The organism is Methylobacterium sp. P3_A11 (assembly GCF_056403155.1).
Genome location: NZ_JBFUGA010000003.1, coordinates 76,430 through 91,145 on the forward strand (window position 1 = coordinate 76,430; position 14,716 = coordinate 91,145).

At 71.0% G+C, this 14,716-nt stretch carries 12 protein-coding genes and 1 other RNA gene; 9 read left to right on the forward strand and 4 right to left on the reverse strand.

From position 1 onward, the window contains the following. Positions 1-171: 171 nt before the first annotated feature. The gene (locus tag AC1DXK_RS01795) at positions 172-1,437 is read right to left on the reverse strand and encodes a glycosyltransferase family 4 protein (protein ID WP_457104766.1); all 1,266 of its coding nucleotides are present in this window, start codon (positions 1,435-1,437) and stop codon (positions 172-174) included. A gap of 106 nt (positions 1,438-1,543) precedes the next feature. On the opposite strand from AC1DXK_RS01795, the gene AC1DXK_RS01800 reads away from it, so the two are divergent. After that, on the forward strand, positions 1,544-2,716 hold the full coding sequence (locus tag AC1DXK_RS01800) for a DUF1972 domain-containing protein (protein WP_457104767.1): 1,173 nt from the start codon (positions 1,544-1,546) through the stop codon (positions 2,714-2,716). Then, positions 2,710-3,957 carry a glycoside hydrolase family 5 protein gene (locus AC1DXK_RS01805; RefSeq protein WP_457104768.1) on the forward strand — a complete coding sequence of 416 codons (1,248 nt, stop codon included), beginning with the start codon at positions 2,710-2,712 and terminating at the stop codon, positions 3,955-3,957. Before AC1DXK_RS01800 ends, AC1DXK_RS01805 begins: the two co-directional genes overlap by 7 nt. Positions 3,958-4,032: 75 nt before the next feature. Here the strand turns inward: AC1DXK_RS01805 and AC1DXK_RS01810 are convergent, their stop codons facing one another. Both AC1DXK_RS01810 and AC1DXK_RS01815 read right to left on the reverse strand, forming a co-directional pair. Further along, entirely contained in the window at positions 4,033-5,331 is a 1,299-nt protein-coding gene (locus tag AC1DXK_RS01810; RefSeq protein WP_477296625.1) for a VpsF family polysaccharide biosynthesis protein, read from the reverse strand. Continuing rightward, positions 5,328-7,433, reverse strand: coding sequence for a GumC family protein (locus AC1DXK_RS01815; RefSeq protein WP_457104770.1), 2,106 nt, complete (start codon positions 7,431-7,433; stop codon positions 5,328-5,330). The genes AC1DXK_RS01810 and AC1DXK_RS01815 overlap by 4 nt, the downstream gene beginning before the upstream one ends. A gap of 457 nt (positions 7,434-7,890) precedes the next feature. Between AC1DXK_RS01815 and AC1DXK_RS01820 the strand changes: the two genes are divergently transcribed. The 7 genes from AC1DXK_RS01820 (at position 7,891) to AC1DXK_RS01850 (ending at position 12,753) form a co-directional block, all read left to right on the forward strand. Next, the gene (locus AC1DXK_RS01820) at positions 7,891-8,142 is read left to right on the forward strand and encodes a hypothetical protein (RefSeq protein WP_457104771.1); all 252 of its coding nucleotides are present in this window, start codon (positions 7,891-7,893) and stop codon (positions 8,140-8,142) included. Between the two features lie 68 nt (positions 8,143-8,210). After that, positions 8,211-8,367: non-coding RNA, 6S RNA (gene ssrS / locus AC1DXK_RS01825), on the forward strand. Then, positions 8,357-8,974, forward strand: a complete 618-nt coding sequence (locus tag AC1DXK_RS01830) for a 5-formyltetrahydrofolate cyclo-ligase (RefSeq protein ID WP_457104772.1) — start codon at positions 8,357-8,359, stop codon at positions 8,972-8,974. The genes ssrS and AC1DXK_RS01830 overlap by 11 nt, the downstream gene beginning before the upstream one ends. Before the next feature lie 3 nt (positions 8,975-8,977). Beyond that, positions 8,978-9,796, forward strand: coding sequence for a TIGR00282 family metallophosphoesterase (locus tag AC1DXK_RS01835; RefSeq protein WP_457104773.1), 819 nt, complete (start codon positions 8,978-8,980; stop codon positions 9,794-9,796). 206 nt (positions 9,797-10,002) lie between these two features. Next, positions 10,003-10,983 (forward strand): flagellar motor protein MotA, encoded by a 981-nt coding sequence (locus AC1DXK_RS01840; protein WP_457104774.1) that lies wholly within the window; start codon positions 10,003-10,005, stop codon positions 10,981-10,983. Further along, entirely contained in the window at positions 10,983-11,996 is a 1,014-nt protein-coding gene (locus AC1DXK_RS01845; RefSeq protein ID WP_457104775.1) for a peptidoglycan -binding protein, read from the forward strand. The genes AC1DXK_RS01840 and AC1DXK_RS01845 overlap by 1 nt, the downstream gene beginning before the upstream one ends. A gap of 250 nt (positions 11,997-12,246) precedes the next feature. Next, the gene (locus AC1DXK_RS01850; protein ID WP_457104776.1) at positions 12,247-12,753 is read left to right on the forward strand and encodes a methyl-accepting chemotaxis protein; all 507 of its coding nucleotides are present in this window, start codon (positions 12,247-12,249) and stop codon (positions 12,751-12,753) included. A 63-nt stretch (positions 12,754-12,816) separates the two neighbouring features. Here AC1DXK_RS01850 and AC1DXK_RS01855 read toward each other — a convergent pair whose 3' ends face one another. Next, complete coding sequence (locus AC1DXK_RS01855) at positions 12,817-14,661, reverse strand: ABC transporter transmembrane domain-containing protein (RefSeq protein ID WP_457104777.1); 1,845 nt, start codon at positions 14,659-14,661, stop codon at positions 12,817-12,819. Positions 14,662-14,716: the final 55 nt, after the last annotated feature.

Genomic DNA, 14,716 nt, shown 5'->3' on the forward strand with positions numbered 1-14,716 from the left:
CCGTCGGCGGGACGCACAACGCCGACGGTCGAAGCGGGCACCGGCGGTGACGCGGGCGGCCGACGCATCGGCAGGCCCGAGCGGTCGCGGGGTGTCGCCTGGACCTGTGCCGCTGCACTTCGCCGCGGCCGATGATGACCGCGGCCGAGCCCGGTCCCGCGCCGTTCGTCGCTATGCGGCCGGACGCGCCGGGATCTCCGCCCCGCGCGTCGGGTCGGTCGCCCGCGGGCGACGCAGCGTCGTGCGCACCATGGCGTCGATGCCCTCCGCCGCCGAGGCCTCCGAGAACTGGGTCTCGTAGCGCATCCGCGCCGCCCGACCGAAGCCGCGCCAGCCCGCCGGATCCGCGACCAGACCCGCCAGGACCGCCGCGATCGGCTCCGGGCCACCCGGGGGAACGATCCAGCCGGTCTTGCCGGATTCCACCACCTCAGGCAGGCCGCCGATCGCCGTGACGAGGGGCGGCACCCCGTAAGACATGGCCTCGATCGCCACGCGACCGAGGGATTCCGGGCGCTGCGACGGCATCGTCACCACATCCGCCCAGCGATAGAGCGGTGCCGGATCGGCCACGAAGGGCTCGAGACTCACCTGATCGGCGAGACCGGCTTCGCCGATCCGCTCCCGCAGGGCCTGCTCCCGGGCATCGTCCTCGAAGGCGCTGCCGACGATGCGCAGGGCGATCCGCCGGCGCACAGGCTCCGGCAGGGAGGCCATCGCTTCCACCAGAACGTCCTGTCCCTTGATCCGGCTGATCCGCCCGAGCATCAGCACCCGGAGCGGGCGAGACCCGTCGTAGCCCCCCGGGTTCGGTCCGGCCGGTCCGGCGATGCCGTTATAGACGACCCGGGCGGTCGTCCCCTCGGGCAGGGCATAGGCCTGCTCCGTGGCGCGCGAGTTGAACACGACGTTGGCGCCGCTCCAGCGGATCAGCCCGCGGAGCACCGTCAGGACGGCGCCTTCCGGAATCTCGTGGACGTGGACGATGCTTCGACCCGGCGCCAGCCGCGCGGCCAGCAGGTGGTCGGCCACAACGGTGGTGTTGATGTAGACCAGGTCGCTCGCGCGGATGCGGCGCAGCGCACGGAGCACCGCGACGGGCAGGGTCAACAGGCCCAGGGTCGCGAGGCGCCAGAGATTTTTCCGCCTCAGGATCCAGAGCGGCGTGATGACGATGGCGCTGGCGAAGGGACGCAGCGCGGCCACGATGGGACCGTCCTGCGGCAGGACCACGTCGATCCGCGCCGTCGGATGGACCGCCCGGATGGTGCGGACGGTCTCGATGAAGCACCGGTCGGAGCCGTAAAGTTCGAACCCCTGGTGGACGCAGGTGATGCGCAACTGCCGCCCGCCCTCGGCGATGACCGGCGGCGCGCCCCCGAGGTCTCGCCCGCCATCGGCGACGCGCGACGTCCCAAGTATCGGACCATGTACCATAAGATGATTACTTACTTAAAACAACAACCAGCGGTTGTAATTGCCGGCGGCTGGGCTCGTATGCTTGGACTTTACAATAGGGGCTTCAAGTCGGAAAGGAAGCTCCATGCCTGACCGCGCACCGGAACTACTTATTCTTGGCACGCGCGGGATCCCGGCCGCCCATGGCGGCTTCGAGACTTTCGCCGAACGTCTCGCGCTTCACTTGACCGGCCGCGGATGGCGCGTCGGGGTCTACTGCCAGCGCGAGGTCGAGACGGTGCGCGAGCGGGTGTCGCGCCGCCGCTGGAACGGCATCGACCTGATCACCGTGGAGGTCGGCCTGCGGGGTCCCCTCGCGACCCTCGCCTTCGACGCCGTCTGCGTCCGCGATGCCGCGACCCGCGGCGGCGTTTGCCTCGTGCTCGGCTACAACGGCGCGGCGTTCCTGCCCTATCTGCGAGCCCGCGGAGGCCGGATCCTGACCAACATGGACGGGATCGAGTGGCGCCGTCCGAAATGGTCATGGCCCGTCCGGGCGTTCTTCTACGCGAGCGAGTGGATCGCCGCGGGGTCCTCGCAGCGGCTCGTCGCCGACCATCCGGCCATCGCCGACCACCTCGCCCGGCGGCGCCCGCGCAGCGCCATCACGACGATCCCCTATGGCGGCGATCCCCCGCCCGCGGAACTCGGACCGCCGCCGCTGGGTCTCGTCCCCGACCGCTATCTCGTCTCGATCGCCCGCATCGAGCCGGACAACAACATCCTGACCCTCGTCGAGGCGTTCTCGCGCCGGCACAGAGGCGTGCGGCTGGTGGTGCTCGGCACGCTGAAGGTCGGCAATCCGTATCACCGCGCCGTCGAGGCGGCCGCCTCGCCCGAAGTGCTGTTCCCCGGGGCCATCTACGAGCCCGAGCAGGTGCAAGCCCTGCGGTTTCACGCGCGCGCCTACCTGCACGGCCACACGGTGGGTGGCACCAATCCGTCGCTGGTCGAGGCGCTGTGGGCCGGCAACGCCGTCATCGCGCACGACAACCCGTTCAACCGCGGCACAGCCGGCGACGGGCAGTTCTATTTCTCGGATCCGGACGGCTGCGCCGCGGCGATCGAGCAGGTGCTCGCCGACGAGGCCGCGGTCGCCGGAGCCCGCGCGGCGGCGCGGCGGCGCGCCGAGCGGTTCCGCTGGGACGACGTCCTGGCCGCCTACGAGCAGGCGCTGCGGCAGGTTGGCGGCTACCCGCCGATGCCGGCGACCCGGGCCGACGCTCCCGCCGGCGCCACGGCTGGTCCGGCATGGTAGAGGCGAGCCGGCGGGCCGTGCTGGCCGGGACGCTCGCCGTGGCCGGCGCCGCAACGTGCCCCGCTCGCGCCGCGCCCGCACCGCTCGCCCTGCGCCGGGGCATCGCCCTCTGGCCGTGGTTTTCGCTCACCACCGAGTTCCCGGCCCCGCGCACCGACTACGCATGGCCGCCCTTCCAGGCCGACCGACCCGTGCCCACCGCCGCGGACCTGCGCCGGCTCGCCGATCTCGGCCTGGACTTCGTTCGGCTGCCGCTCGATCCGGGGCCGTTCGTGGCGTTCACGGGCGCCCGGCGCGCCGAACTCCTCGGCGACCTGTCGGCCGCGATCGATGCGGCGCTCGGGGCCGGGCTGCGGGTCCTCGTCAACGTCCAGGCGAACGCCGCGACCCACCACTACACGCCGGACGCGTTCTACGGCTCCGACACGGCTCCGCTGTTCCCGGTCTATCGCCTTCTGGTCGGCGACCTCGCGCGCCTCTGCGCCCGGAAGGGCACGGACCGCGTGGCCCTGGAGCCGGTGAACGAGCCCCCGCAGGGCTGCGGTGCCCTCGCGTGGCGCCGGGTCCAAGAGGGACTCTTAACGGCCGCGCGGGCGGCCGCACCGGCGCTGACGCTGGTGGCGACGGGCGCCTGCGGAAGCCTCGTTGCCGGCCTGACGGCCCTCGATCCGGCCGCGCTCGCACGGTTCGCGCCCCTGCTCTACACCTTCCATTTCTACGAGCCGTACCTGTTCTCCCACCAGGGCGCGACCTGGCTCACCGAGGAACCGTTCTACCGGTGGCTCAACGCGGTCCCCTGGCCCGCATCGCGGGGCAGCCTCCGGGAAACGCTCGCCGCGGTGCAGGCCCGCATGGACGCCGACCGCACGATCCCGCAGGCCCAGAAGGGGAGCGACCGCGCCGTCATCGAAGGGAAGCTGCGGGAATATTTCGAGGCCGCGCCCGGCCCCGCCTACATCGCCGACGCGATGGCGCCGGTGGCGACCTGGGCGGACCTCTACGCGATCCCGCCGGGGCAGGTCCTGATGGGCGAGTTCGGCGCCCTGCGCACCGATGCCCGCTTCACGGCGTCCCGCCCGCCCAACCGGGCCGCCTACATCCGGGACGTGCGGCTGGCGGCCGAGGCGAACCGGTTCGCGTGGTCGTTCTGGAACCTGTTCGACGGTCTCGGTCTCATGGACGACGCGCATCAGATCGATCCGGCCATGGTCGCGGCGCTCGGCCTGCGGTCTCGGTCCTAGCGCGGGCTCGTCCGTCGCAGGGATCGCGGCTCCGCCGGGACCCCGCGCGTCGATCCGGAACGGCCCCGGATACGCTCAGCGGCGCCCAGGGAGGGGCGGGAACAGGAGGACGAGCATCAGGGCGAACTTGGCGAGCAGCGTGGTCTTGCCGGCCAGGCCCTCGAAGGTGTTCACGAGGATCGCGAAGGCCAGAATCGGCAGCCAGACGCCGCGCCGACAGCCGCGTGCGACCTCCGCGAGGAAGAGGGTCACGGCGATCACCAGGACAGCGGTCACCAGGATGCCGTGGTAGAGCACGGCAGAGATGATCGAATTCTCGATGCCCCATTCCAGGCCGTAGATCCGGCGCAGCGTGTTCACCTGCAGGATGTCGGGGGCGAGCAGGAGCTGCCGGAACGGGATCGCGTCAAACACTGCGAGCATGTCGACCCGGGCTTGGGCGCTGCCGCCGTCCGAGACGAATCGGTCCAGCAGCGTGTCGAAGAAGCCTGCGCCAGCCAGGACGGCGATCAGCGCCGGCACCAGGGTCAGGGCGAAGCAGGCGCAGGCCGCCGCCGCGAGCGGTACGCGGCCGGTGCGCAGGGTGCGGTTCAGGGCCACGAGACCGACGCCGCCCCCGAGGACCAGCGTCGTGACGGTGGCCGAACGGCCGCCGAACGTGACCAGGGCGACGAGCTGCAGGGCGATCGTCCCGGCGCGCGCCATCGGCCCCAGGCGGCTGCCGCCCGTGGCGAGGGCGAGAATGTAGCACGCCGTCATGGTGGCGTTGGCGAGCGGGTGCCCCTGGAGCGCCGCCGAGCGGGTGTCGGACTCGAACGCCATGCCGTCGAACCGGTACGGGAAGAAGCGCTGGCCGCTCGCGAGTTCGAACAGGCCGAGCAGGGCGTTGGCGACCATCACGAGGTGGAACACGGTCTCGAGCCGCCCGAGCGTCGCGGCGTCCCGGTCCATGAGGAGGATCGGCACGAGCCCGGCCAGGACGAAGGTGTCGATCGAGCCGGCGAGCCCGGCACCGCCCCGGGCGGCGATGAGCACGAGGAGCAGGACGCCGCAGGCGGCCAGCAACACGCTGGCCGGGCGTCGATTCAGCGCCCCCGCCACCGGGATCACGGGATTGCCCGCCCGCAGCAGCGTCCACCCGAGCAGGATCACCGCCAGATAGGTCGCCGGGTGGATCTTGGAGGCTGCCGAGCCCGTGATCCCTTCGTAGTTGAGGCCCAGCGCCCACAGGAGGCCGCCCGAGACCCCGACGAGGAGCAGCGCCCAGACGGGCAGCGCCATCRCCTCCGCCGCCAGGAGCGCGCGCAGGACCGGACCCGTCCGCGTCGCCCGATCGGGGCGTCGCGCGAAGGCGGTCTGCCCCGGGCTCCTCACGCGCGCCGCCGCGTCAGGAGCAGGGAGCCGGAGATCGGCCGGCCGAGGGCCTCCGAGGTGTCGACGAGGTCGATCAGGTCGCGCTGGCGCGTGGCGCCGTTGCAGGCGACCAGCAGCAGCCCATCGGCCGCGGCCGCCAGGGGGCCGAGCCGGAGGTTCTCGGTCAGGACGCCGCCATCCACGATCACGAGCTCGAACCGTCCCTTCACGCCGGCGATGAAGCGCTCGATGTTGGCCGGTGTCAGGGCGTCGCGCATGGGCTTCTGGGTGTCGCCGAGCCCGATCCGACGGACGCCGGAGGCCGGGTCGGTCTGGGTCACCGCGTTGAGGCTCTGCTCGCCGCGCAGCACGTCGAGCAGGCCGCCGGTGCCGGAGCCGTCGGCGCGCAGGTCCGCGTCGACGCGCAGGACCCGATCGCCGCGCCCGACCGCCACCGCGGCGAGGAGCGCGATCACCGCCCGGCGCTCCGCCTCGTCCGACTCGCCCGAGGTCACGAGCAGCGCCAGGGAGCGGCCGCGGCTGCCGGAGGTCGCGGCAAGGTGGTCGAGGGTGAAGCTCGCCGCCGCCGCGCTCGGACCCCGCGCACGCAGGCCGGGCAGCACCGCGACCACCGGGGCGTTCGACAGCCGCTCCAGCTGGCGGGACGACAGCACGGTCGGCGCGAGGTATTCCCGGGTCAGCGCGAGGCCGGCACCGAGGCCGAGGCCGCCCACCAGGGCGGCGGCGACCAGGATCAGCCGCGGCGGCCAGCTCGGATCCTGCGGTGGCCGCGCCGTGGTGATGATCCGTGCGTTCGAGCTGTCGATGCTGGTCTGCTCCTTCATCTCCCGGGCGCGGACCAGGAAGGCGTTGTAGACGGAGCGGGCCGCCTCGACCTCCCGTTCCAGCTCGCGCTGCTGCACGGACGACTGGGCGTTCACTGCCGATTGCCGCTGGAGGCGCTCCAGCTCCGCCGCGAGGGTCCGCTCGTTGGATTGGGCACGCTGGAACTCGGTCTCGGCGGCGCCCGCGATCCGGTTCAGCTCGGCGTCGATCAGGCGGCGGACGTCCTGCATCTGCGTGCGCACGGCGGCGATGAACGGGTGGCGTTCGCCGAGATTGGTGCGCAGGTCGGCCTCCTTGGCGGCGAGTTCGGCGTACTGGCCGCGCAGGCGGTCGATCGCCGAGGACTGGACCGCCTCCGGCATGGCCCCGGATCCGATCGCCTGGCCCCGCGCATCCTTGATCCCCTGCAGGCGCGCCTTGGCCTCCGCGGTCCGCGCCCGCGCCGCCACGAGCCGCGCGTTGAGGTCCGTCAACTGCTGCTCGTTCACGAGCCGGCCGCTCGCGGCGATCAGGCCGTTACGGGCCTTGTAGTCCTCGAGCTTCTTGTCGGCGGTGTTGACGGCCTTGCGCAGCTCGTCGAGGCGGCCCCGCAGGTCGCCTGCGGCACGCTTGGCGGCGTCGGAGCGGGCTTCTGTCTGGTCGGCCAGATAGGCGTTCGCGATGGCATTCACGATCCGCGCCGAGAGATCTGGGTCCTCCGTGGTGACGACGAGATCGATCACGAAGACCTTGTCGGCCCGCTTGACCGCGAGCCTGCGGCGCAGCTGGTCGAGGGCGCGGCCGCGGGCGTCGTCGTGCCGCTCGGGCTTCGGCCCGGTCACGAGGCTTCGCAGGGCGGCGAGGGTCTGCGCGATGCGGCTCTCCCGCGGCACGCCGAAGCCCGGTACGGTTTCGAGCCCGGCCTGTGCGACCGCGCGACCCAGGACCGCATCCGACTCGATCACCTTCACCTGGCTCTCGACCTGCGCGATGCCGCCGTCCGGCGAGAGCGCCCCGGGATTGACGTCGTTCGAGATGACCTGTCGGTCGCGTGGATCGATCAGAAGCTGCGCTGACGCCGTGTAGAGAGACGGCGTGACCAGGGCGTAAGCCAGAACCGCGAGACCCAGCAGGAGCGCCGTTCCGAAGACCAGTCCCTTGCGCCGCCACAGGATGCGCCACAGGTCGCCCAGCTCGGCCGTCGTGTCCGGCCGGTTCGGGCCGGGGCGCTCAGGATGCGCCGGCGGCACCGGGGCGAGCCAGGTTGCGACAGCGATGTTATGGTCGATCTGTGCCACGATCGGTCACCAACGTCTCGATTCAGGTCGGTCCCTCGCGGGTGCCTTCTCTACTGCAAAACTCGCGCGCAAGACTCGCGCGCAAGACTCGCGGGCAAGACTCGCGGGCAAGCCTCACGTGCAACACTCGCGCAGCCTGCTGACAATCCATCGAGACCGCGATCCGCGCCACGGCATCCTGGCGGACTGGGCGCGTGGTAAACGATCCGCCGGGAGAGCGGATGCGCGCAGTGGCCGCAGCAGTCTCGGCCTCGCATCGCCATCGGCCCGGGGAGGCGGCGCGGGCCGCGCACGGGCGACGGCGTCGCCGATCCTGGAACCCGTCCCTGCGCGATGCCATCGGCGTGGATAACAAGGCCGATATGCGTTATTCTCCGATTGGATAAATTGAATTCGCGTTTCTAAGCTCTAATAATTGTTCGCCGGACAGCCTGTGTTTCGGGTGGAAGCTGTAGTCATGGAAGCGATCGACCTCAAAGATCGGATCGACGGGCAAGGTGCCGTCCCGGCCCGTCTGAAAGGGATCGCGGCCGCAACCGGTGTCCCGGTCGCGGCCTTCTTCGGCGCGCCGGCGCCACGCCCGCTCGCCGAGCTCAGCGAGCTGATCAGCCTGTGGCAATCGATTGCCGATGAGGAAAGCCGGACCGAGATCCTCGCCCTGGTCCGCGCCAGGGCGGCCGTGATCGAGACGGCGCGCAGACGGGGCTGACGCGGCGATTCGCGTTTTTGGTGCGCATGGCCCTGGCGGGATCGCGGCCGGACCGCTACATGATGGCGGCGGGGCTGCAGAGTTCGTCAGGAGCACTATCCCCGGGGCCTTATCGACTCCCTCGGGAGCTGTCCCTGGCCTCGTCCCTGGACTTGGCCAACACGGCGCCCACCTACGCTGTAGGTTTCCCGGGATCGATCCTCCAACGGCTCACGTGGCTCCGCACTCGTCTTCTCCCAGCACCGGCTCCGAAGCGCAGGGCATGGCCCGCAAGGCCGAGCTGCGGCGTGCGGCGCTCGCCGCCCGCGATGCCCTCGATCCCGAGGCCCGGGCCGCGGCTTCGGCGGCGATCGCGCGCACCCTTCTCGCACTGCCCCAACTCGCCCAGGCACGCCTGATCGGGGCCTTCTGGCCGATCCGCAGCGAGGTCGATTCGCGTCCCGCCGCCGAGGGCCTGCGCGCCCGCGGTCAGGCCGTGGCGCTGCCCCACGTCACGCCGGAGGGCTTGGTGTTTCGCCCCTGGCGCGCCGGGGATGCGCTGGTGGCCGGCCGGTTCGGCCTCAGCGAGCCGGATCCGTCTCTGCCGCCCGTCGAACCCGACGCCCTGATCGTGCCGCTCGCCGCCTTCGACCGCTCCGGACAGCGCATCGGCTACGGCCGCGGGTACTATGACGGCGCGATCACGCGCCTGTCCGGGACCCGCCCGGTCCTGACCGTCGGCATCGGCTTCGCCGCCCAGGAAGTCGAACGCGTCCCGGCGGAGCCGCATGACCGTGCCCTCCAGTTCGTGATCACCGAGGCCGGTTTGATCCGCTGCGACGGGACCGCCTGACCGATGCGGCTGCTTTTTCTCGGCGACGTCGTCGGGCGTTCGGGCCGCACCGTGGTGTGCGAGCGTCTGCCCCGCCTGCGGGAGCGCTGGCGGCTCGACTGCGTGGTCGTCAACGGTGAGAACGCGGCCGGCGGTTTCGGCATCTCCGAGACGATCTGCGACGAACTGATTCAGGCCGGGGCCGATGCCGTGACCCTCGGCAACCACAGCTTCGACCAGCGCGAGGCCCTGGTGTTCATCGCCCGGCAACCGCGGCTGGTGCGCCCGGCGAACTATCCCCCGGGAACACCCGGTCGCGGCGCGACGGTCGTCGAGACTCAGGGGGGCGCCCGCGTCCTGGTGGTCAACGTGATGGGCCGCGTCTTCCTCGACCCGATGGACGATCCGTTCACGGCGGTGGAGCGCGAACTCACCGCATGCCCCCTGGGGGCGGCGGCCGACGCCGTCATCGTCGACGTCCACGCCGAGGCGACGAGCGAGAAGCAGGCCTTCGGCCACTACCTCGACGGCCGCGCGAGCCTCGTCGTCGGGACGCACACCCACACCCCCACCGCGGACCACCGGATCCTGCCCGGCGGCACGGCCTACATGTCGGATGCCGGCATGTGCGGCGATTACGATTCGGTGATCGGCATGCAGAAGGACGAGCCGATCCGCCGGATGCTTCAGAAGACGCCGGGCTCGCGCTGGGAAGTCGCCGTCGGCGAAGGCACCCTGTCCGGCATCGCCGTGGAAACGGATGGGCGCGGGCTCGCCACGCGGGTCGCGGCCCTCCGCCTCGGGCCAAATCTCGAAGAGAGTGTCCCGCACTTCTGGGATTAGGGGCCGGTTCGGCCAAGTCGATGCCGGTTCGGCGTAAGTCGGCCCTGCGCGGCTAAGCCTTTTGTGCGGAGCCGGTCTCGATGCGGGTGGGCATAGGTCTCGGGTGACCTTCGCGAGACTTGATCGCGTGAGGGCCTGCCCCCACAGTGACCCCGACGGGCGCCGCGTACCGGCTGCCGCGCGATGAGATCATGCTAGAGCGACCGATGGCCGCCCGAGAAACCGGCGACGACAAAAATGGGCCGGTGGCACAACCCGGGATTTATCTCGGGCGCATGCTCATCTTCCTGATCCTGGTGGGCTTCCTGGCCTTCATCCTGTTCAGGCAGATCACCCCGGCCTTCCTGGCCAATCCCGGACTTAACGGCCTCATCCTCGGGGTGCTGCTGATCGCGGTCCTGATCGCCTTCGGGCAGGTCGTCCGGCTGTTCCGCGAGACCGCCTACATCAACGCGGTCGCCGGCGGCACGCCGGTCAAGCGGCCGCCGGCCCTGCTCGCGCCCATGGTGCCGATGATCGCGGCCCGGGCGGACGGAACCACCCTGGCGGGCACGACCGGCTATCTGGACACGATCGCGGTGCGCCTCGACGAGGGCCGCGAGATCCTGCGCTACATCGCCGGCATCCTGATCCTCCTGGGCCTCCTCGGCACCTTCTGGGGCCTCATCGACACGCTGTCCGCCGTCGGCGGCGTGATCAAGGGCATGCGCGGCGGCGGCGATGCCGGCGTGATGTTCGACGAGCTGAAATCCGGCCTCGCGGTGCCGCTCTCCGGGATCGGGCTCGCGTTCTCGGCCTCCCTGTTCGGCCTCGCCTCCTCGCTGATCACCGGCTTCCTGGAGCTGCAGGCCGGGCAGGCCCATGCGCGTTTCCACAACGAATTGCAGGACTGGCTGATGTCCGGCGCGACCGCCACCGAGGTGGCGCCCGCCGTGGGGACGGCGCGGCCTGCGGCCGGAACGCAGGAGCTGAAGGACGCCGTCGACCGCCTGACCGCCCTGGTGGCCGAGGGCGGCGGCAGCCGCGCGGCGACCCAGGCCATGACCAACCTTGCCGAGGGCATCCAGGGCCTCGTCCAGCACATGCGCGCCGAGCAGCAGATGATCCGCGACTGGGTGGAGGCGCAGGCGAGCCGGGAGCGCGAGCTGAAGCAGGTGCTCGACCGGCTCGGCCGGGAGCGGGTGTAGTGGCCTCGACCGCGACGCGCACCCGCCGCACGCTCAATGTCTGGCCAGGCTATGTCGACGCGCTGGCGACGCTGCTTCTGTCGGTGGTGTTCCTCCTCACCGTGTTCGTGGTCGGGCAGTTCTTCCTGTCGCAGGAGCTGACCGGCCGGGACGAGACCCTGGCCAAGCTCAACCGCCAGATCTCCGACCTCACCGATCTACTCGCCCTGGAACGCACCAACCGGCGCAATCAGGAGGAGGAGGTGCGCTCCCTGCGCACCACGCTCGCCGGCGTCGAGAGCGAGCGCGACCAAGCGAGGACCCAGGCCGAGGCCGCCACGGTCAGCCAGGGCGCGGCGGGCACGCTCGACAAGCAATTGGAGGCCGAGCGCGGTGCGAGCCGACGGGCGCAGTCCCAGATCGACCTGCTGAACGAGCAGATCAGCGCCATGCGCCGTCAGCTCGCCGCCCTGGAGGAGGCCCTCGCGGCGTCCGAGAGCCGCGATCGGGAATCCCAGGTCCGGATCGCCGAACTCGGAAGCCGCCTGAACGTCGCCCTGGCCCAGAAGGTCCAGGAGCTGGCGCGCTACCGGTCCGATTTCTTCGGCCGCCTGCGCCAGATCCTCGGCAATCGACCCGATATCCGCGTGGTCGGCGACCGCTTCGTGCTGCAATCGGAGGTTCTGTTCCCGGCCGGCTCCGCGATCCTGAAGCCCGAGGCGGGTCCCGAACTCGATCGCATCGCCGGGGCCGTCGCCGACCTCGCCAAGCAGATCCCGGCCGATCTGCCTTGGGTTCTTCGGGTCGACGGGCACACCGACGCCCGACCGATTAGCACGTCGCAATTCCCGTCGAACTGGGCACTCTCGGCCGCGCGCGCGATCGCGGTGGTGCAGTACCTCGCCGGCAAGGGCATCCCACCGCAGCATCTCCTGGCCGGAGCCTTCGGCGAGTTCCAGCCCCTCGATGCCGGCACCACCGAGGAGGCCTATGCGCGCAACCGCCGGATCGAGATGAAGCTCACCGAGCGGTAGGGACGCCCCATTGCGGCGGGGCTGTCGGCCCCCGGGGTGATGAGCCTGAAATTTTTCAAGTGTATCTGTTGCATTGAAAGATTAATCTGGCCGGACTTGGAGAAGAGGAACGATATTTTTTGTCGAATGCAACGGTATATATATTTGAGAAGTCTGAATTTTTTATTGGGAATAATCGAAGCGAAGCCAAATTAACGTATCGTTATCCCTGTCGCTGCATGGTGCGGGCGATCCGGGGAGTCTGTCGTCGATGTCGAAACTCAACGTGTCCATGAACGCCGCACCGCACGGTGCCGGCGATACCCGGGATGCGGCCGGCACAGGGGCGCCGCCCGCGCGGCGCGCTGCGACCGGCGGCGGTGCGGGGACATCACCGGCGGCTGAACCGCTCCACACCGAAGACAGGGCGATCGCCGCCGCCATGCAGGTGTTCGAGGACGGACTGTGTCGCCTGCGGACGAGCGCGACCATTACGGCCGATTCGGCTCCGAGAGGGACGGCTGCTGACGAGGCCACGGGGCTTCTGGCATCCATCGCCGGACAGACAAGCCTGATGGCTCTCCGGGCCGCGATCGAATCGGCCCGCGACGGCGGTGCGGGACGGAGCTTCGCGGCGGCCGCCGCGGAGGTCAGGGATCTCGCCGGTCAGATGGCGCGGGCGACGGATACGATCGTGGCGCAGGTCGGTCTGATCCAGGCCGCCACCGAGCGGGCGCAGGAAACCGGCCTGGGCCAACGCCGGGGCACCGAGGCCTGAGAGGCCGAAGCGCCGTCGATCGATCCAGCCGTGCGGTCCGGGTGGTCCCGGAGCGTCTCCCGGCTACTCCGCGACCGGGAGGCGCTCGCCCCGGCTGCGGGGCTCCTTGCCGCGCGCCGTCTCGTCCAGCGCGTCGGTGAACTGCAGGTTGGCGAGCTGGGCGTAGAGCGCCCCCTGGCCCAGCAGGCTCTCATGGGTTCCGGTCTCGACGATGCGGCCGTCATCGAGGACCAGGATGCGATCGGCGGCGCGGATCGTGGCAAGCCTGTGGGCGATGACCAGGGTGGTGCGGCCCTGCATCAGGGTGGCGAGGGCGGCCTGGACGGCGCGCTCGGATTCGGCGTCCAGAGCCGAGGTCGCCTCGTCGAGGAGCAGGATCGGCGCGTCCTTGAGGATGGCCCGCGCGATGGCGACGCGCTGCCGTTGGCCGCCGGAGAGCGTCACGCCGCGCTCACCCACCTGGGTCTCGTAGCCCTGCGGCAGGGCCGTGATGAAGCCGTGGGCGTTGGCGAGTTCGGCCGCCCGCCGGACCTCGGCCTCGTCGGCCTCCGGGCGGCCGTAGCGGATGTTCTCCGTCACCGTGCCGGAGAAAACCACCGGGTCCTGCGGAACCAGCGCGATGCGCGACCGCAGGCGTTCCGGGTCGACCTGGACGATGTCGGAGCCGTCGACCAGGATCCGGCCGCCCTGCGGATCGTAGAAGCGCAGGAGCAGCTGGAAGACCGTCGACTTGCCGGCCCCCGAGGGGCCGACGATGGCGATGCGCTCGCCGGGGGCGGCCGCGAAGGTCAGGCCGTCGAGGGCGGCGTGGCCGGGTCGGGTCGGATAGGCGAAGCGCACGGCTTCGAAGTCCACGGACCCGCGCGCGGGTTCCGGCAACGGCAGCGCCGGGGATGGCGCGCGGATCGCCGGCGTCGTGGCCAGGATCTCGGTGAGGCGCTCGGCGGCTCCGGCCGACATGGCGAGGTCGCCGTAGACTTCGGAGAGCTGGCCGAGGGCGCCGGCCCCGAAGACCGCGTAGAGCACGAACTGCGAAAGTTCGCCGCCGGTCATCGTGTGATTGAGGACGCCCTGAGCGCCGTACCACATCACGCCGACCACCGAGGCGGAGATCAGGAAGATCGCTACGCCGGTCAGGAGAGCCCGCGCCCGGATCGAGGCGCGAGCGGCGGCGTAAGCCTCCTCGGAGGCCGCGGCGAACCGGGCCGCCGTCGTCCCCGACCGTCCGAAGGCCTGCATGGTCCGCACCGCCCCGACCGCCTCGGCGGCATACGCTGAGGCATCGGCGAGCCGGTCCTGGGCCGCCCTGGAGCGCCGACGGACGCCCCGGCCAGAGACGATGAGCGGGAAGACGATGACGGGGATCGCGGCCAGGACCATCACGGACAGCCACGGGCTCGTGATCACCATCATGGCAGTGGCGCCCACGAACAGGAACAGGTTGCGCAGCAGGATCGAGACCGAGACGCCGAAGGCCGATTTGATCTGCGTCGCGTCCGCGGTGAGCCGGGAGACGATCTCGCCCGACTGTGCCCGGTCGAAAAAGGCAGGATCCAGCATCGTCAGCCGGGCGAAGACGGCGCTGCGGAGGTCCGCGACCACCCGTTCGCCCAGCGTCACCACCGTATAGACCCGGGCGGCACTCGACAGGGCGAAGGCGGCGACGACGCCGAGCAGGGCGAGGAAGTAGGCGTCGATCACCCCGGAGCCGTCGGCGGTGAAACCGTGATCGATGACGCGGCGCATGGCGATCGGCACGACCAGGGTCGAGGCCGAAGCGCAGACGAGGGCGATCAGGCCGGCGGCGATCCGCACCCGGTAGCGCAGCGCGAAGGGGAGGAGCGGCCGGAGGGCGCTCAGCGGGGCTTTGGGGCGGCCATCCGCGGCTGCCTTGGTCTTACGGGCCATCACGCCTCACGTGTCATCGATCTCCCGGTCCGCGGCGCTTGTGACCGGGGAGCGG

What these genes read in the sequence shown, in the direction of transcription:
- AC1DXK_RS01795 (WP_457104766.1), bottom strand. Translation starts at nt 1,437, where the DNA reads ATGGTACATGGTCCGATACTTGGGACGTCGCGCGTCGCCGATGGCGGG.
- AC1DXK_RS01800 (WP_457104767.1), top strand. Translation starts at nt 1,544, where the DNA reads ATGCCTGACCGCGCACCGGAACTACTTATTCTTGGCACGCGCGGGATC.
- AC1DXK_RS01805 (WP_457104768.1), top strand. Translation starts at nt 2,710, where the DNA reads ATGGTAGAGGCGAGCCGGCGGGCCGTGCTGGCCGGGACGCTCGCCGTG.
- AC1DXK_RS01820 (WP_457104771.1), top strand. Translation starts at nt 7,891, where the DNA reads ATGGAAGCGATCGACCTCAAAGATCGGATCGACGGGCAAGGTGCCGTC.
- AC1DXK_RS01835 (WP_457104773.1), top strand. Translation starts at nt 8,978, where the DNA reads ATGCGGCTGCTTTTTCTCGGCGACGTCGTCGGGCGTTCGGGCCGCACC.
- AC1DXK_RS01840 (WP_457104774.1), top strand. Translation starts at nt 10,003, where the DNA reads ATGGCCGCCCGAGAAACCGGCGACGACAAAAATGGGCCGGTGGCACAA.
- AC1DXK_RS01850 (WP_457104776.1), top strand. Translation starts at nt 12,247, where the DNA reads ATGTCGAAACTCAACGTGTCCATGAACGCCGCACCGCACGGTGCCGGC.
- AC1DXK_RS01855 (WP_457104777.1), bottom strand. Translation starts at nt 14,661, where the DNA reads ATGGCCCGTAAGACCAAGGCAGCCGCGGATGGCCGCCCCAAAGCCCCG.